This is a genomic window from Bordetella sputigena (genome assembly GCF_965137885.1).
Classification (GTDB): domain Bacteria; phylum Pseudomonadota; class Gammaproteobacteria; order Burkholderiales; family Burkholderiaceae_B; genus Bordetella_C; species Bordetella_C sputigena.
The window spans coordinates 1-15,684 of record NZ_CBCSCA010000012.1 but is presented as its reverse complement, the minus strand read 5'-3'; the positions used below and the strand labels follow the sequence as shown (position 1 = coordinate 15,684).

Below are 15,684 nucleotides of genomic sequence, written 5' to 3'. Positions count from 1 at the left end.
GTATCCGCAGCCATACCAATGGCGGAGGGGCGTGGCATCGGGCCGGCGATACGGATGTGCCGCTTTGGCCGGCAACCTAATATCTAGAGCGGCGGCGCCGGTCCGTATCCGGTGGGTGGATGCTGGCGCCTGGGATGAGTCCAGGCCGTGGCGTGGCGGTCCTTGCGCCCCGCGACGGCGCGAATGGCGTCATCCCTCGGATACCATCCCATCCGGCGAACGCCGGCGGGCGGCGGAGCCCGACGGCGGATCGCGCGGTCAAGCATGCTTGCATTTGCAAGCTTTGACGGTCTTGGCGCACATCGTCCCGCAGTGCGATATTACGCCACGCATCACGTATCAGATGGGCCGGCGTATACGGGGTGGACGCCGGTATTTCTGGCATGGGCCGCCGGGACGTGCTGTTCACCAAGGCGCTGTCCGTGCCATGCCGCTTGCCCCTGGGATGTTCGGAGCGAGCCCATGATCCAGTACAAGGACTTCATCATCGAGTGCGCGGTGGAAACACCGAAGAACGGCTTGTACCAGGCGCGCATCTTTATTTCCATGCTCGAAGGCGGCGATCCGGTGAACGGCTTCGCCTTTCCTCCATATCCCGGTACGTCCATACAGAACGAGAGCCTGGCCCGCACCGGCGCGGAACAATGGGCCCGCGAATGGATCGATGAAAATTTCTAGCGCGGACGCCTCGGCCGGCCGCGGCTGGCCGGCCGCACCTAGCCGGCCGCACCTGGCCGGCCGCACCTATTTGTTCTGTTCGCCCTGGTCCTGCTGCGCGTTCTTGGGCTGCGGAATGGGCGAGCAGGTGAAGGTGACGTAGGTCATCGGCCGCGTGAGCCCGGTCGCATGATTCGAAGACACGTCGGGCTCGGTCATCTTCATGCCCTGTGAAGTGCAAAATTCCCGTGCGCGGTCCAGGGCCTGGCTCTTGAGTTGCACCCACGAGGTAGTCAGGCCGCCGGAACGGCTGGTCAATGTGTACCGGCCTGGTTCGCCGGTGGGAATGATCGGGCCCGTGGTGGTGGTGCATGCCGCCAATCCGGCGAGGGAGCTCAGGAAAAGGGCGGCCCCCACGCTGCGCCGAAGGGTACGGCCCAGTGATCCCCGCAGGGCAAAACGAAAACGCATGTATCCTCCGATGCGGCGTGTGGGCGCTATTTTATGCGTTCAGTAAGGTCCTTGCTGCGCCGGGGCCGTCGCGGGCCGGCCGCGGCCGAATTGGGCGGCCAGCGATTCGGCGGCGCGCGCCAGCAGGATGGCGTCCACGCCGACGGCCACGAACGTCGCGCCCATCTCCAGATAGTGCTTGGCGCGGGCCGGATCGGTGTGCAGGATGCCGGCCGATTTGCCGGAGGCCACGATCCGGCGGATCGCGTCGTCGATCGCGGCGGTCACTTCGGGATGACCGGGATTGCCGAGATGGCCCATGTTGGCCGACAGGTCGGCCGGGCCGATGAAGACGCCGTCCACGCCATCGACGGCCAGGATCTGGTCGAGTTCGGCCAGGCCGGCCGGCGTCTCGATCTGCAGCAGGACACACATCTCGTCATTGGCGCGCGTCAGGTAGTCGGGGATGCGGTTCCAGCGCGACGACCGCGCCAGCGCGCTGCCCACGCCGCGGATGCCGGCCGGCGGATAGCGCACCGCGGCCACGGCGGCCTGGGCCTCCCCCGCGGACTGGATCATGGGAATGAGCAGGTTCTGCGCGCCGATATCCAGGATCTGCTTGATGCGCACGAAGTCGTTCCACGGCGGGCGGACGACCGGGGCCACGGGGTAGGCGGCGACCGATTGCAGCTGGGACAGCGTGCTTTGCAGTTCGTTGGGCGCGTGTTCGCCGTCGATCACCATGCAGTCGAAGCCGGCGCCGGCGCAAACTTCGGCTGCGTAGGGATGCGTCAACGCGGTCCACAACGCGATCTGCGGCTTGCGTTCGCGCAGCGCGCGTTTGAAGGAATTGCTCAGCGTGTCCATGCCTGGCCCTCTGTGGCGGTGAGAAAGATGGACGATAATAGGCGATTCCGCCGTCGTGGCGGCACGGAGGCGCGCGCATGGCGATGCATCAATTCAACAAGGGCGAGCTGGCCTATTGGCTGGGTGTCATCGCGGACGACAAGAACGACGCCGCCGAACCCGTGCCGCAGCGTTTCATCGATGCGCTGCTGGTACTGCGCTGCATCGAAATGGATCCGGCCGGCCAGCCGATAGTCACCGATAAGGGTCGCCTGGCGCTGCATATGGAAACCGCCAACCCGTATTCCGGATCATGAGCCTCGGCCATGGCGGGACGACCGATGCGGCGCTGGCGGCCAGCGTGGCGCAATTGCGCGTGCATTACGATGAAGTGGTGCTGCCGCTGTGGTTGACGCGCGGCTTCAATGCCGCTTTGGACCTGCCTTATGAATCGCTGGCCAGCGCGGACGCGCGGCCCTTGCCGCCGCAGCGCTACCGCACGATGGCCTGCGCCCGGCAGTTGTTCGTGTTCTCCATCAGCGATGCCCCGGCCGCGGCGGCGCACGCCGTTCGCCTGTTCGAATCGCTGCAACGGCGGTTCCGTCATTCCGCCGGCGGCTGGGTCTACAGCATAGACAAGGAAGGCGCGCCGCTGGAGACGCAGCACGATCTGTACACCTATGCCTTCGTCGTGTTCGCTTGCGCGACGTATTACCGCCGATCGCGCGACGCCCGCGCGCTGCAGGCCATGCAGGAAACGGTGGCGTTGATCGAGTCGCGCTTCGGCCTGAGCAGCGGCTTGTATGCGGCGCAACTGGCCGACGATGGACGGACGGCGACGCAAGGGCCGTTGCAGAATCCCATCATGCACTTGACGGAGGCGTATCTGGCGGCGCGCGACATCGGTGGCGCCGGCTGGTACGAAGACGCGTTGCGCCGCATCGCGCGCGGCGTGGCGGCGCTTTTCATGGACACGGCCACGCAATGCATATGCGAATTGCCGGCCCGCGAACCGGGCAATCGCATCGAGCCCGGCCACCAGTTCGAATGGTACGCGCTGCTGCAAAGCGCGCCGGAGGTTTTCGAGGATACCCAGCTAGCGGCGTCGATGACCCGCGCGGTGGATTTCGCGCAGCGGCACGGCGTGACGCCGGATGTCGAAGGGGTATGCGCCAGCCTGGACCTGCGCGGGACGGTCACCGACGCCACGCAGCGGATCTGGGCGCAGACGGAGTATGCACGCTGCCTGGCCGTGCGGGGCGATGAGGCTTCGCGGCGAGACCTGGCGCGACAGCTGGCGCGATTTCGTGAGCGCTTCCTGCATGCCCGTGGGTGGTATGAATGCCTGGACGGGGAAGGCCGGGTGGCGCGCGCCGACATGCCGTCGACCACGCCATATCACCTGGCGGCTTGCTACCTGGCGCTGCCCGACGGGACAGTCTGAGCGATCGGCCGTTCGCCCGACAGCCGCGGCGGACCGGCCGGGCGGCCCTGATTGGATGGCTGCTCTACAGTAAGTCCGTCCCCGAATGTTTCAGTTTATTCGGTTTTCTTGCAAAATATTTGGATTTCTGCGATGCTGCGCGCCAACGCCGGCGGCTGGCCGGTTCGTACAGGAGGCGCGGCGATGACTCCCAGGTTGATCAACGGTTTCACGGTTTACGCGTATTCGATTCCGCCCCAGGGGCGGGAACCGGCGCGAGCCTTTATGGAAACGCGAAGAGAAGGCCCGGAAAGCGAGCCGCAGACCTTCGAAATCTTTCTGTCGCGCCGCTTCCGCAGCGGTATCGAGGCAATGTCCGCGGCGCGCAATGCGCTGGCCACCGTCAAGTTCGTGGACGAGAACGGGGTGCCGGACCATCTGCCTGAATAAGGGCGTTTCGCCTTTGCGCCCGTGCCGCCCGGCCGGCCATGGGTCGCGCCAGGCTCACGCCGTCTCATCGCCAGCGTCGCCAGGCCCACGCCACCGCGGTGCCCGCGGTGCGGGCATTGCCCGCACGGGCCGGTCGGCCTCAGTCAGTAAACTAGGCCGATGAGCCTGGTATCGATCGATCGCCGGATCCGCGGCGCCTTGGACAACCGCTGTGTCGGCATTCTTCTCGCGGCCGGCCGCGGTGAGCGCTTTCGCGCATCCGCGGGGCGGGCAGGGGCGGAGAAGCTGCTTGAGTTATTGCCCGATGGGCGCACCGTGGCGGCGGCGTCCGCCGATGTGTTGTTGCGGACCGTGCCGCTGGTGCTTGCCGTGACTCGTCCGGATACGCCGGCCCTGCAGCGGGTTTTGGCCGAGCGCGGCTGCGTGGTGGTGGAAACGGCCGATGCGGCGCGCGGGATGGGCGCCAGCCTGGCGCATGCCGCCCGTGAATTGATGGCCGGCGTTGCGGCCGCGGCGAGCGGGGATGCGGCAGCGCGGGCGCCGCTCGGTTGCCTGGTGGCATTGGCGGACATGCCCTGGGTGATGGACGCGACCGTGCTCGCGGTGCAGGAGGCCGCGCGCGGTCACCGGATCGCCGCGCCGGTATATGAAGGGCGCAGGGGGCATCCCGTGGCTTTCGGGTGGACGCTCATGCCGGAGCTGGCCGGCCTGGATGGCGATGAAGGGGCCCGGGCGCTGTTGAAGCGCCATGGCGTGTGCGAAGTCCCATGCGCGGATCCTGGCGTGCTGCGCGATATCGATACGGTGGACGATTTGTCTTGAGGGCGCGTGGGCGCGGGCGCGCTCGGATGCGCACGCACGAGCTCCGTCAAGCCGCCGGTTCGGCGTCCGCCGGATCCGCGGCCAGGGTCTCTTCGGCGCCGGCGCCGCTGCGTTGCTGCCGATGCCACATGCCGGCATAGATACCGTCGCGCGCCAGCAGATCGGCATGGGTACCGCGTTCCACCACGCGGCCGTCGCCCAGGACGATGATTTCGTCGGCGTCGACGATGGTCGACAGCCGGTGGGCAATGATCAGCGTCGTACGGCCGATGCTGACCTCGCGCAGGTTGGCCTGTATCTCCCGTTCGGTATGCGTGTCCAGCGCGCTGGTGGCTTCGTCGAAGACAAACAGCGCCGGCCGCTTGAGCAGGGTGCGGGCAATGGCGACGCGCTGCTTTTCCCCGCCCGACAGCTTCAGGCCACGTTCGCCGACCACGGTGTCGTAGCCGTCCGGCATATTCATCACCAGGGTATGCACGTGCGCCATGCGGGCCGCGGCTTCGACCTCGGCGTCGCTGGCGCCGGGACGGCCGTAGGCGATGTTGTAGCGGATGGTGTCGTTGAACAGCACCGTGTCCTGCGGCACGATCCCGATGGCCGCGCGCACGCTGGCCTGCGCGACCTGGCGGATATCCTGGCCATCGATCAGGATGGCGCCCCCGCCGACGTCGTAGAAGCGGAACAGCAGCCGCGCCAGCGTCGATTTGCCGGCGCCCGACGGTCCCACCACGGCCAGCGTTTTACCCGCCGGAATGGTGAAGTCCACGCCTTTCAGGATGGCGCGCCGTTCGTCATAGCCGAACGTGACGCCGCGGAACTCCACGCGTCCGCCTTCGATCCGCAAGGCCGGCGCAGCCGGCGGATCCTGGATTTCGCGGTCTTCGCCCAGCAGTTCGAACATGCGCTCCATATCGATCAGCGACTGCTTGATCTCGCGGTAGATGAAGCCGAAGAAGCTGAGCGGATCGTAGAGCTGCAGCAGATAGGTGTTGACCAGTACGAAGTCCCCCAGCGTGTATTGTCCGCGTGTGATGCCGCGCGCCGCCATCCACATCACCAGCGTCAGGCCGACCGAGATGATGACAGCCTGCCCGATGTTCAGCAGCGAAAGGCTGACCTGGCTGCTGACGGCCGCCCGCTGGTACTGCTTGAGCGAGACGTCGTAGCGGCGCGCTTCATGTTCTTCGTTGCCGAAGTACTTGACGGTCTCGTAATTGAGCAGGCTTTCGACGGCCTTGGTGTTGGCTTCCGAGTCCGTCTCGTTCATGCGACGGCGGAACTTGGTGCGCCATTCGGTGATGACCAGCGTATAGGCCAGGTAGAGGATGACCGTGACCGCTGTCGTCAGCGCCAGCCAGATATCGAACATGCGCCAGAGCAGAACACATACCAGGACGATCTCGAATAGGGTGGGCAGTACGTTGAACAGCAGGTATTGAAGCAGCGTCTGTATGCCGCGCGTGCCGCGTTCGATGGCGCGGGTCAGCCCGCCGGTATGCCTGCCCAAATGAAAGCGCAATGCCAGCGCATGGAGGTGGCGGAACACCTGCAGGCCGACTTCCCGCACCGCGTGCTGGCCGACGCGCGCGAAGACGGCGTCGCGCAATTCGGAGAACAGCAGGGACATGATGCGGGCGCCGCCGTAGGCCAGTATCAGCCCCAGGGGCAGGGCGGCGGGGCCGCTGCCCGCGCCGTGGTTCAGCGCGTCCACGGCCGATTTGTACAGGATGGGGATGTAGACCGTGGCCGCCTTGGCCAGGAAGAGGAAGACGACCGCGGCGATGACCCGAAGCTTCAGGTCGTTGCGGCCGGGCGGCCATAGGTAGGGGCCCAGGGCGCGCAGCGTGGCAACGCTGCCGCGCGGCGTCGCCGCGGGCGGCGTGGATGAGGAAGGGGAAGCCATGGTGTTGCCGGGTAAGGCGGCGATGGGAAGCCGCCATTATCGTCCAAGGCCCGGCGTCCCGCGCCGCCCGCCATGCGTGCCGACGGCCTGCATGATGGCGATGAAGCGGTCGATCGCCGGGTTGACGCTGGACGGCTGGCGCGCCGCCAGCAATTCGGCGCGCATGGCGCCCGGCCCGCGCACGCCGGCGTAGACCAGCGTGTCGGTACGCATGCGCGATAGCGCGGCCGGCACGAGCGCCAGCCCGAAACCGGCTTCGACCAGCGTCAGGATGGTGGGGATCATGCTTTCCATGACGATGCGCGGCGGTTTTTGTCCCGCGCCCGGCTGCCCGAGGCCCGTCTGCACGGCGCCCGTCTGCACGGCGCCCGTATGCACGGCGCCCGTCATCAACTGCTGGATCTGGCTGAAGTAGCGCGAGTTATGCCGCGAATAGCCGATCAGGTCATGATCCAGCACCTGATTCATCGTGACCCATCGCTTGCGCGCCAGCGGATGGTCCTTGCGCATCGCCACCAGCATGGGCTCGTCATAGACGCGCAGCGGCGCCAGATCCGGGTCCGCGAAGGGCGGCCGCAGCAACGCCAGGTCCAATTGCCGCAGGTGCAGGGCCTCCGGCATGGCATTGGAGTTCATCTCCCGCAGGTCCAGGCTGACAGTGGGGTAGCGGCGGCGGAATTCATAGAGCACTTCCGACAGGTTGGAATACGCCGCGCTGGGCGTCAGGCCGATGACCAGATGACCGACTTCGCCCTTGGCCGTCTGCTGCACGGCGCGCACCATCGCTTCGGAATCCGCCGACAGCTGCCGCACGCGCCGATGCAGTTCCGCGCCCGCCGCGGTCAGCCGGACCGATCGGGTAGAGCGGATCAGCAGCCTGGCCCCCAGCGCTTCTTCCAGCTTGCGGATGCTTTGGCTGAGCGGCGGCTGGCTGATGTGGAGCCGTTGCGCGGCGCGGCCGAAATGCAGTTCCTCGGCCACGACGGAGAAGACGTGCAGCAGGCGGCTGTCGATCATGATTATGTCGTCGAAGATATTAATCAAGAATTTTTTGAGTATTAGACAACACAATTGCCGCTGCCTAGAATCTGCCGCATCGTAGGCTTGCGTCGCGCGCAGGCCTCGTTTCAAGAGGGGGATTCCATGGGTTCATTGCCACGCCCGGGCCAGGGCGCCCGATTCAAATACATACTGGCCGCCGCGAGTGCGCTGCTTCTGGCCGCGCCGGGACTGGCGCGCGCCCAGGACAGTTATCCGAACAAGGCCATCACCTTCATCGTTCCGTATGCCGCCGGTGGCAGTTCCGATACGCGGTCCCGGCAACTGGCCCAGAAACTGGGCGAGCGCTTGCACGTTCCGGTAGTAGTGGAAAACAAGCCGGGCGCGAGCGGCAATATCGGCACCGCGCAGATTGCGCGCGCGGCGCCGGACGGCTACACGATAGGGTTGGGCAACTTCGCGCCGCTGTCGGTCAACAAGTCGCTGTACGGCGGCAATCTGGGCTTCGATCCGGACCAGGGCATCGCGCCCATCGTGCTGATCGAGCGCGGCGCCATGGTGCTGGGCGTAAACAGCCAGTCCCCGTACAGGAACGTCGCCGATCTGGTCAAGGCGGCCAAGGCCAATCCGGATAAGCTGAACTACGCCACCACCGGCGCGGGCAGCGCGTCGCACCTGGTGACCGAGCTGTTCCAGGGCAATGCCGGCATCGTGGCGACGCACGTGCCGTATCGCGGCGGCGCGCCGGCCGTCAATGACTTGATGGCGGGCAATGTCGACTTCTATCTGGAATTGGCCAGCCTGTTCATCCCTTATGCCAAGGGCGACCAGCCGCGCCTGCGCTTGATGGCGGTGTCGGCCGATAAGCGCCTGGCGGCCTTGCCGGACGTCCCGACCTTCCAGGAGCTGGGCGTGCCCAATATATGGTGGCGTCGAACTGGTTCGGCGTGATTGCGCCGGCGGGAACGCCCGAGCCGGTCATCCGCAAGCTGAACGAGCAGATCAACGCCGTGCTGCGGGATCCCGGCTATCGCAGCGTCGTCGAGTCACAGGGCGCTGAAGTCGCGGGCGGCTCACCGTCGGACTTCACGGCTTTCATCGCCAGCGAGTCGGCGCGCTGGAGCAAGTTGATCGAAGACAAGCACATCACCATCCAATAACCCCACGCGGCTGGCGCGGGCTCCCATCCGGGGGCCTGCGCCGTTTCAGCAGAGAGACAAGACGCGCATGTTGCAGACCTCCCAGCCGGATAGCAAGACCGATCAGAACCGCGTGCGACGGGCCCTGCGCGCCATCGCCGAGGGAGATGGCGAATTGCGGGCCTTCGTGTGGCATGCCGATGCCGATGCCGCGCCGCCGGCCGCCACGGGCGGTCCGCTGGCCGGCATGCCGTTCGCGGTAAAGGACGTTATCGACGTCGCCGGCATGCCGACGCGCTACGGCGCGCAGGCAATGGAGGCGGACTGCAAACCGTTCGATGCGGCCAGCGTGGCGCTGCTGCGCCAGGCGGGCGCCGTGCCCGTGGGCAAGACCGTCACGGCGGAGTTCGCGCACGTCGTGCCGGGGGCGACTCGCAATCCGCATTTGGCCACCCATACGCCGGGCGGCTCATCCAGCGGCTCGGCCGCGGCGGTCGCCGCCGGCATGGCGGACATGGCGCTCGGCACGCAGACCGGCGGATCCGTCATCCGACCGGCCGCGTTCTGCGGCGTGGTCGGCTACAAGCCCACGTTCGGCCGCGTGCATCGCGGCGGCATGCAGGTGCTGTGCGACACGCTGGACACCTTGGGCTGGTTCACTCGCACCGTCGACGACACGATCGCCGTCGCCTCGGTGCTGATGTCGCCCGGTACGTCGTCCGGTCCGCATGTCGCCGCGCCGACGGGCTCGGCGCTGGATACCCCGGCCGGCGCGTCGCTCGGCTCACTGCCGGCTTCGCGGCTGGCGGGGACCGTCCGCGTGCCCAAGGTGGCGGTGCTTCCATGCGCGCGGCTGGGCGTCTTGAGCCCCGCCGCGCAGCTTGCGCTGGAGCAGTGCGTCCAGCGCCTGCAAGCCCGGGGCGCGGCCATCGTGCGCCCGGATCTGGATGCCGACATCGATACGCTGATGGACGCGCATGCAACCGTGATGCGCTATGAATTCGCCCGAGGCCTGCTGCCCATCGCGCGCACGCGGCCGCAAAGCGTGCATGCCACCACGCGCGAAACCGTGCGCAAGGGGCTGGCGATCGGCCATGGCGATTATCTCCAGCACCAGCATCTGCGCGCCCAGGTGGCGGCGCGCTGGCTGGGGGAGCTTGCCGACGTGGATTTCATCGTGACGCCCAGCGCGCCCGGCGAAGCCCCGGCCGGCCTGGATAACACGGGATCGTCGATCTACAACCGGATCTGGTCGCTGCTGGGTTGGCCCTGCATCCACTTGCCCACCGCCACGGGCGAATTGGGCTTGCCGGTGGGCGTGCAATGGGTGGGGCGTCCGGATACCGATGCCGACCTGCTGCGATGGGCCGCCGCGCTGCATGCAAGCATCGATACTCGCGCGTCCACGGACAGGCCGGCGGTTTGATCCCCGCGTTTCGCGGCGCGCGGCCGGCCGCCGGTCAGGACTGCTGGCCCGGCCGCGCTTCCTGCGCCAGGAAAGCGCTTAGCGCATCGATCTCCGCGCGTCCGTCAGCATCGTCGCGGGCCAGGCGCTCGTACAGGCGCGCGGCGCTTTCGAAGAAACGCTGCCCGCTTTCGTCCGGCGCCAGGAAGGCGGCGATTTCTTCCATCTCCGCGACCCAGCGATAAGCCTTGCCGAACATGTCCGGCACGCTGCGCGAGAAATGCTTCAGCAGGTGCGGCTGGCTTTCGGCCAGCTCTTCATACAGGGCCTGCGCGGTGCCGTTGCGCGAGGCGCCCAGCATCATGGTCGATGCCAGCGCGACCAGGCCCTTGGTGATACCCGCATAAGACATCTTCAGCGCCGAGGCCGCGCTAAGCTGATCCGAGAGCACGCGTACGCGCAGCCCCCCTTCGCGCAGCGCGGTGACCGCGCCGGCGGCCGGACCGGAACAGTACAGGGCAGGGCCGGGCGTCGCCGGCCGCGGCGGGCCGCCGATGATGCCGCCGTCGACGAAGGCCGCGCCGCTTTCCAGGATGATGGCGCCGATCTGCTCGGCCGTGCGCGGATTGACGGCATTGCAATCGACATACACGGGCGCGCGGCCGTTCTCCTTGAACAGGCGCGCGAAGCGCCGCGCCAGGCCTATGGCTTCGGCCGGGGGGACGATGGACAGGAAAATATCGGCATGCGCCAATTCGACATCGGTACGGTGATGCATGCCGCACAGGCGCGCGCGCTTCACGCTGGCCTCGCTGCGGCCGGTCAGTGAAGTCAGTACCTGGAATCCATGTTCATCCAGCCGCTGTCCGATGGCGCTGCCCATGGCGCCGGGCGCGACAATGGCGACGCGTGGCTTCATATCGGGTCTCCTTGGCGGGAAATAGCCGGGTAAATCGCATCACTGTACACCCGTGGCCGCGCCGGCCCGCGCGCCGGCCTGCCCTGTAAGATGGACACACCGGAATGGCCGCGACGTGGCATTTCGCCGTACGGAATATCCTCATGCCCATTGATGTCGAACGATTCGAGCGCAATACCGCCGGCCGCGATTGGGCCGTGGGAGACGTCCATGGCCACTTCTCGCACTTGCGCGCGGCGCTGGATGCCGTGGATTTCGATCCGGCGCGCGATCGTCTGTTCTCGGTGGGCGACCTGACCGACCGCGGACCCGAATGCGGCGAAGCGCCGCGGTGGCTGGCGCAGCCCTGGTTTCACGCGGTGCAGGGCAATCATGAGGACTACGCCGTGCGCTACGTGCGTACCGGCCTGGTGGATACGGAGAACTGGCGCCTCAACGGCGGCGGCTGGTTCCTGGCGCTGTCGCCGGAAGAGCAGCGCACGCACGCGGAAACCTATGCCACGATGCCGCTGGTGATCGAGGTGGAAACCGAAGGCGGCCTGGTGGGCCTGGTGCACGCGGACTGTCCGGTGCGCGATTGGGACAAGCTGGCGCGTTACCTGCGCGATCGCTACAAGCGCGCGCGCGGCGTCTGCCAGTGGTCCCGCGAAAGGCTGGCGCGCGGCGATACCTCGGGCGTGCGCGGCATACGTGCCGTGGTGGTCGGGCATACGCCGCTGGCCGCGCCGACGATACTGGGCAACGTGTACCACATCGATACGGCGGGCTGGATGCCCGGGGGCTATTTCACCCTGCTGGACCTGGCGACCCTGCGCACCACGCCGCGCGATGCGGTCAAGGACGTGGTGCCCGAATAAGCCGACCACTGCCCGGCGCGAAGGTAATCCGTGCGGGCCACTGTTTCGCGCGCTGGCGCCGCGCGCCTCAGGGGCGCACCGCCATGGCGGTGGCCGGCCGCGGCGCGGCAGCGCCGGCCAAGGCGAGACGCGGTGGAGCGAGGTCCGCGGCATCGACGCGCGGCACGGGGATGGGCGGGATGGCGACCGGCGTCGCGGGTGCGGGCTGCGTCGCGGAGGCGGGGTTCGCCGCCGGGGCGGCGCCAACCGCCGGCGCCGGCCGCGCGGGCCTGCCTTCATCGGCTCGCGGCACCGGAATAGGCGGGAAGGCCGAGCCGCCAGGGCTGCCGCCCGCCGGTGGATTGCCGGAAGGCGGCGTCGCGGGCTGCCCATTGTTCATCATCGGAACGCCGCCCGTGCCGCCACGATTCAGGAAGTCGCTCAGCGGATCATCCGTCGGCAAGTCCAGCGAGGCCACGGCCTGGCCCGGCGGGAATTCCGATAGATAGTATTCGCCATTGGCCGTCAGGATATTGGCCGGCATCGGCCGCTTGGGCGCCACGGGAATCCCCTTCAGCGCCGTCTGCATGTATTGCAGCCACGCCGACAAGGTCAGCCCCGCGCCGAATTCGTTGGAGCCCAGCGATTTGGGCTGGTCGAACCCCATCCACACCGTGGTGGTCAGCGCGGGCGTATAGCCGGAGAACCAAACGTCCACCGACTCGTTGGTGGTGCCGGTCTTGCCGGCCACGTCGTCGCGCTTCAGGACCTGATGCGCGCGCGCCGCCGTGCCGTAGGTGGCCACGCCGCGCAGCATGTCGTCCATGATCCAAGCCACGCGCGGATCGACCACGCGGTTGGCCTCGTCGCCGGCATGCTGCGGCTGCGATTGCATCAGCACCTTGCCGCTGCTATCCGTGACCTTGTCGATCAGGAAGGGCGTGACGCGATAGCCGCCATTGGCCCAGACCGAATAGGCATTGGCCACCTGCAGCGGCGTCGCGGAACCCGCGCCCAGGGCGATCGGCAGCACCGCCGGCCAGCGGTTCTTTTCGAAGCCGAAACGCGTCAGGAACTCCTGTCCGTAGGCAGGGGTGATTGCCTGCAGGATACGGATGGACACCATGTTCTTGGACTTGTACAGCGCCTGCCGCAGCGTCAGCATGGGTTCGTAGGCGTTGCCGTCGTTCTTCGGATTCCAAGCCTTGGACCCGGTCTGTTCCGCGGTCAGCGAAAAAGGCATATCCGAGATCTGCGTGGCCGGCGTCAGTCCGCGCTCCAGCGCCGCGGAATAGATAAAGGGCTTGATATTGGACCCGGGCTGCCGCCACGCCTGGACCGCGCGGTTGAAATTGCCGCGATAGAAATCGAAGCCGCCGATCATGGCGCGGATGGCGCCGTCGTCCGGCGCCTCCGACACCAGGGCGCCTTGCAGCGTCGGCATATTCAGCACTTCCCAGCTGTCGCCGTTCTTGTGCACGTAGACCACCGAGCCGCGGCGCAGGCGTTCGTCGTCCTTGGCCTTGGGATTCAGCGCGCGCGCGACGATGGCCAGCGCTTTCTTGTCGTCGATGGTGATGATGTCGTGCGAGCCGCGCGCCACCGTGATCGACGTGGGGCTGGCGGCCAGCACGACGCCCATATACATGTCGCCGCTGTCGGGATACTTGTCCTGCAGTCCATCGATCAGGTCGTCCAGCGCCTGTGGGTCTTTCTCGATGTCGTCGGGCAGATCGATCTGGTCTTCCGGACCGGGATAGCGGGCGCGCCGCGTGTAGTCGAGGATGCCGGCGCGCACCGCCTGGTAGGCCGCTTCCTGGTCCTTCGAGTTGATCGTGGTGTAGACGTTCAGGCCGCGCGAATAGGTCTCGTCGCCGAACATGCCGTACATCAGCTGCCGCGCCAGTTCGGCGGGATATTCGCCATGCACGCGGAAGGCATTGGGGCCCGTGTCGCCCATCCCGCGTATGGTCAGCCGCTGGGCCATGGCCGTCTGGTATTGCTCGTCGGTGAGGTAGCCCAGCGCGCGCATGCGGCCCAGCACGTAGTGCTGGCGGATCTCCGCGCGCTGCAGATTGGTGATGGGGTTGTAGCGGGAGGGGGCCTTGGGTATGCCGGCCAGGATGGCCGCTTCCGCCGGCGTCACATCGGCCAGCGGCTTGCCGAAATAAGTGCGCGCGGCCGCCGCGAAACCATAGGCGCGATGACCCAGATAAATCTGGTTCATGTACAGCTCCAGGATCTGGTCCTTGGTCAGCGCGGACTCGATCTTGAAGGTCAGCAGCAGTTCGTACAGCTTGCGCGTATAGGTCTTTTCGGAAGACAGGTAGAAGTTGCGCGCCACCTGCATGGTGATGGTGCTGGCGCCCTGCGATTTCGACATGCTGAGCGCATTGGTGACCATGGCGCGGAATACGCCGGTCCAGTCCACGCCGCCGTGCTGGTAGAAGCGATCGTCTTCGGCCGCCAGCACCGCGTGCTTCATCACATCGGGGATTTCGTCGAAGCGCAGCACATTGCGGTGCTCTTCGCCGAACTCGCCGATCAGGACATTGTCGGCGGTGTAGACGCGCAGCGGAATGCGCGGCCGGTAGTCCGTCATCGCGTGCAGGTCGGGCAGGCTGGGCCAGGCCAGCGCGATGGCCAGGCACAAAGCGATCAGGCCGCATGCGCCCAGGCCGGCGACGACGATGCCGGCCTTGACGGCGAGCCGGGACAGGCTGAAGCCCGTCTTGGTCTGGGACTGGGCTTGCTTGGGTTGCGGGTGGTTGGTCATTCGCTCGCGAATCTGGGGCAGAGCTGCATAGACCCGGCCTCGTCGGTGAAGGTTTCAACAACGTGCATTATCGCAGGCCGGGATGACGTGCCCATCTACGGGGGACGGAGCGGTGCCCGCGCGTGTCGTTCATGTCGTGGCGTCGCGCGCAACCTGACTTCAGGCTGAAACGGGGTGGGTTCCAGCCGGCCGACGCCTGTGCCTGAAGCAGGGCCGGTTCAAGCAGGCGCCCGGCGCTTCAGCCCGAGGCGGGCTGGTTCAAATAGGTGTTGGGCGCGGTGCCCATGGCACGGCGGAACATGGCGGCGAAGGCGCTGGGGCTGCGGTAGCCCAGTTCGGCCGCGATGCGCGCCACCGGCTGCCCCAGGGATAGCCGGCCCACGGCGTCGGCCAGCCGGACCTGCTGCACCCATTGCCGGTAGTTCAGGCCCAGTTCGGCCTGGAACAGGCGGATGAGCGTGCGGCCGCTGGCGCCGACTTCCTGCCCCCATTCGTCGACGGTGCGCTCCAGGCCGGGCTGGGCCAGGATCGCGCGGCATACCGCCTGCAGGCGCCGATCGGCGGGCCAGGGGATGTGGATGGGGAGTACCTTGGCTTCCGCCAGTTCGGCCAGGATCAGGGCCGCTATCTGCCCGGCGCGCCCGCCCAGGGGGTATTCGATGGGCAGCCCCATCAGCGCCAGGATCAGCTCGCGCAGCAGCCCGTTGACTTCAATTACGCAGCATTCCGGCCACAAGGCCTGGGCGGCCTCCGGGGCAACGTACAGCGTGCGCATGGACACCGGACTCACCATCTCCACCTGGTGTTCGATGCCGGCCGGCACCCAGAAGGCCCGCAGGGAAGGCAGCGCCCACATGCCCTGCGCCGTGGTCACGCGCATGACGCCTTCCACGGCGTACAGCAGTTGCCCGCGCGGGTGCTGGTGCGGCCCGGTGGTGGCGCCCGCCGTGAATTCCTTGGCCATGGCGGTGACGGCGCGCGGTACGCCCTGGTAATCGTCGGCGTCAATACTGCGGGTGGGGTAGGCGGCGGGGGGATGCGCGGGCATGGGCTTGGAAC

16 protein-coding genes are annotated in these 15,684 nt (G+C 67.3%); 9 read left to right on the top strand and 7 right to left on the bottom strand.

The annotated features are described in order from the left end of the window. The first annotated feature begins 462 nt into the window (after positions 1-462). Positions 463-678 (top strand): hypothetical protein, encoded by a 216-nt coding sequence (locus ACNA0R_RS20850; RefSeq protein WP_415827989.1) that lies wholly within the window; start codon positions 463-465, stop codon positions 676-678. A 66-nt stretch (positions 679-744) separates the two neighbouring features. On the opposite strand, the gene ACNA0R_RS20845 is transcribed toward ACNA0R_RS20850, so the two are convergent. Together ACNA0R_RS20845 and hpaI are read right to left on the bottom strand one after the other, a co-directional pair. Beyond that, positions 745-1,128, bottom strand: coding sequence for a hypothetical protein (locus ACNA0R_RS20845; protein WP_415827988.1), 384 nt, complete (start codon positions 1,126-1,128; stop codon positions 745-747). A gap of 39 nt (positions 1,129-1,167) precedes the next feature. Next, entirely contained in the window at positions 1,168-1,974 is an 807-nt protein-coding gene (gene hpaI, locus ACNA0R_RS20840; protein ID WP_415827987.1) for a 4-hydroxy-2-oxoheptanedioate aldolase, read from the bottom strand. A 77-nt stretch (positions 1,975-2,051) separates the two neighbouring features. On the opposite strand from hpaI, the gene ACNA0R_RS20835 reads away from it, so the two are divergent. The 4 genes from ACNA0R_RS20835 to ACNA0R_RS20820 all read left to right on the top strand — a co-directional run bounded on the left by ACNA0R_RS20835 (position 2,052) and on the right by ACNA0R_RS20820 (position 4,648). Beyond that, complete coding sequence (locus ACNA0R_RS20835; protein ID WP_415827986.1) at positions 2,052-2,270, top strand: hypothetical protein; 219 nt, start codon at positions 2,052-2,054, stop codon at positions 2,268-2,270. Further along, the gene (locus ACNA0R_RS20830; protein WP_415827985.1) at positions 2,267-3,397 is read left to right on the top strand and encodes an AGE family epimerase/isomerase; all 1,131 of its coding nucleotides are present in this window, start codon (positions 2,267-2,269) and stop codon (positions 3,395-3,397) included. The genes ACNA0R_RS20835 and ACNA0R_RS20830 overlap by 4 nt, the downstream gene beginning before the upstream one ends. Positions 3,398-3,580: 183 nt before the next feature. Further along, positions 3,581-3,826 carry a hypothetical protein gene (locus ACNA0R_RS20825; RefSeq protein WP_415828157.1) on the top strand — a complete coding sequence of 82 codons (246 nt, stop codon included), beginning with the start codon at positions 3,581-3,583 and terminating at the stop codon, positions 3,824-3,826. A gap of 159 nt (positions 3,827-3,985) precedes the next feature. Continuing rightward, a complete protein-coding gene (locus ACNA0R_RS20820) occupies positions 3,986-4,648 on the top strand; it encodes a nucleotidyltransferase family protein (protein ID WP_415827984.1) in 663 nt (220 codons plus the stop codon). Between the two features lie 46 nt (positions 4,649-4,694). Here ACNA0R_RS20820 and ACNA0R_RS20815 read toward each other — a convergent pair whose 3' ends face one another. Both ACNA0R_RS20815 and ACNA0R_RS20810 read right to left on the bottom strand, forming a co-directional pair. Continuing rightward, complete coding sequence (locus tag ACNA0R_RS20815) at positions 4,695-6,551, bottom strand: ABCB family ABC transporter ATP-binding protein/permease (protein ID WP_415827983.1); 1,857 nt, start codon at positions 6,549-6,551, stop codon at positions 4,695-4,697. Positions 6,552-6,587: 36 nt separating this feature from the next. Continuing rightward, positions 6,588-7,568 (bottom strand): LysR family transcriptional regulator, encoded by a 981-nt coding sequence (locus ACNA0R_RS20810; RefSeq protein WP_415827982.1) that lies wholly within the window; start codon positions 7,566-7,568, stop codon positions 6,588-6,590. A 126-nt stretch (positions 7,569-7,694) separates the two neighbouring features. On the opposite strand from ACNA0R_RS20810, the gene ACNA0R_RS20805 reads away from it, so the two are divergent. From ACNA0R_RS20805 to ACNA0R_RS20795, 3 genes are all read left to right on the top strand, one after another. Next, the gene (locus tag ACNA0R_RS20805; RefSeq protein WP_415827981.1) at positions 7,695-8,501 is read left to right on the top strand and encodes a Bug family tripartite tricarboxylate transporter substrate binding protein; all 807 of its coding nucleotides are present in this window, start codon (positions 7,695-7,697) and stop codon (positions 8,499-8,501) included. After that, complete coding sequence (locus ACNA0R_RS20800; protein ID WP_415827980.1) at positions 8,474-8,710, top strand: tripartite tricarboxylate transporter substrate-binding protein; 237 nt, start codon at positions 8,474-8,476, stop codon at positions 8,708-8,710. Before ACNA0R_RS20805 ends, ACNA0R_RS20800 begins: the two co-directional genes overlap by 28 nt. Positions 8,711-8,777: 67 nt before the next feature. Next, positions 8,778-10,115: an amidase gene (locus ACNA0R_RS20795; RefSeq protein ID WP_415827979.1), complete on the top strand. Its 1,338-nt coding sequence runs from the start codon at positions 8,778-8,780 to the stop codon at positions 10,113-10,115. A gap of 34 nt (positions 10,116-10,149) precedes the next feature. Here the strand turns inward: ACNA0R_RS20795 and ACNA0R_RS20790 are convergent, their stop codons facing one another. Continuing rightward, entirely contained in the window at positions 10,150-11,013 is an 864-nt protein-coding gene (locus ACNA0R_RS20790; protein WP_415827978.1) for an NAD(P)-dependent oxidoreductase, read from the bottom strand. A 143-nt stretch (positions 11,014-11,156) separates the two neighbouring features. Here ACNA0R_RS20790 and ACNA0R_RS20785 point away from each other — a divergent pair, with 143 nt between their 5' ends. Beyond that, positions 11,157-11,870, top strand: a complete 714-nt coding sequence (locus tag ACNA0R_RS20785) for a metallophosphoesterase (RefSeq protein WP_415827977.1) — start codon at positions 11,157-11,159, stop codon at positions 11,868-11,870. A 67-nt stretch (positions 11,871-11,937) separates the two neighbouring features. Here the strand turns inward: ACNA0R_RS20785 and ACNA0R_RS20780 are convergent, their stop codons facing one another. Further along, positions 11,938-14,625 carry a penicillin-binding protein 1A gene (locus ACNA0R_RS20780; protein WP_415827976.1) on the bottom strand — a complete coding sequence of 896 codons (2,688 nt, stop codon included), beginning with the start codon at positions 14,623-14,625 and terminating at the stop codon, positions 11,938-11,940. Between the two features lie 238 nt (positions 14,626-14,863). Continuing rightward, the coding region (locus ACNA0R_RS20775) for an AraC family transcriptional regulator (protein WP_415827975.1) at positions 14,864-15,684 on the bottom strand (821 nt) is incomplete at its 5' end.

Bases quoted from the DNA above. Each gene is read 5' to 3' on its own strand.
- ACNA0R_RS20820 (WP_415827984.1), top strand. From the start codon at position 3,986: ATGAGCCTGGTATCGATCGATCGCCGGATCCGCGGCGCCTTGGACAAC.
- ACNA0R_RS20850 (WP_415827989.1), top strand. From the start codon at position 463: ATGATCCAGTACAAGGACTTCATCATCGAGTGCGCGGTGGAAACACCG.
- ACNA0R_RS20800 (WP_415827980.1), top strand. From the start codon at position 8,474: ATGGTGGCGTCGAACTGGTTCGGCGTGATTGCGCCGGCGGGAACGCCC.
- ACNA0R_RS20780 (WP_415827976.1), bottom strand. From the start codon at position 14,625: ATGACCAACCACCCGCAACCCAAGCAAGCCCAGTCCCAGACCAAGACG.
- ACNA0R_RS20815 (WP_415827983.1), bottom strand. From the start codon at position 6,551: ATGGCTTCCCCTTCCTCATCCACGCCGCCCGCGGCGACGCCGCGCGGC.
- ACNA0R_RS20825 (WP_415828157.1), top strand. From the start codon at position 3,581: ATGACTCCCAGGTTGATCAACGGTTTCACGGTTTACGCGTATTCGATT.
- ACNA0R_RS20795 (WP_415827979.1), top strand. From the start codon at position 8,778: ATGTTGCAGACCTCCCAGCCGGATAGCAAGACCGATCAGAACCGCGTG.
- ACNA0R_RS20785 (WP_415827977.1), top strand. From the start codon at position 11,157: ATGCCCATTGATGTCGAACGATTCGAGCGCAATACCGCCGGCCGCGAT.
- ACNA0R_RS20845 (WP_415827988.1), bottom strand. From the start codon at position 1,128: ATGCGTTTTCGTTTTGCCCTGCGGGGATCACTGGGCCGTACCCTTCGG.
- ACNA0R_RS20805 (WP_415827981.1), top strand. From the start codon at position 7,695: ATGGGTTCATTGCCACGCCCGGGCCAGGGCGCCCGATTCAAATACATA.
- hpaI (WP_415827987.1), bottom strand. From the start codon at position 1,974: ATGGACACGCTGAGCAATTCCTTCAAACGCGCGCTGCGCGAACGCAAG.
- ACNA0R_RS20810 (WP_415827982.1), bottom strand. From the start codon at position 7,568: ATGATCGACAGCCGCCTGCTGCACGTCTTCTCCGTCGTGGCCGAGGAA.
- ACNA0R_RS20835 (WP_415827986.1), top strand. From the start codon at position 2,052: ATGGCGATGCATCAATTCAACAAGGGCGAGCTGGCCTATTGGCTGGGT.
- ACNA0R_RS20790 (WP_415827978.1), bottom strand. From the start codon at position 11,013: ATGAAGCCACGCGTCGCCATTGTCGCGCCCGGCGCCATGGGCAGCGCC.
- ACNA0R_RS20830 (WP_415827985.1), top strand. From the start codon at position 2,267: ATGAGCCTCGGCCATGGCGGGACGACCGATGCGGCGCTGGCGGCCAGC.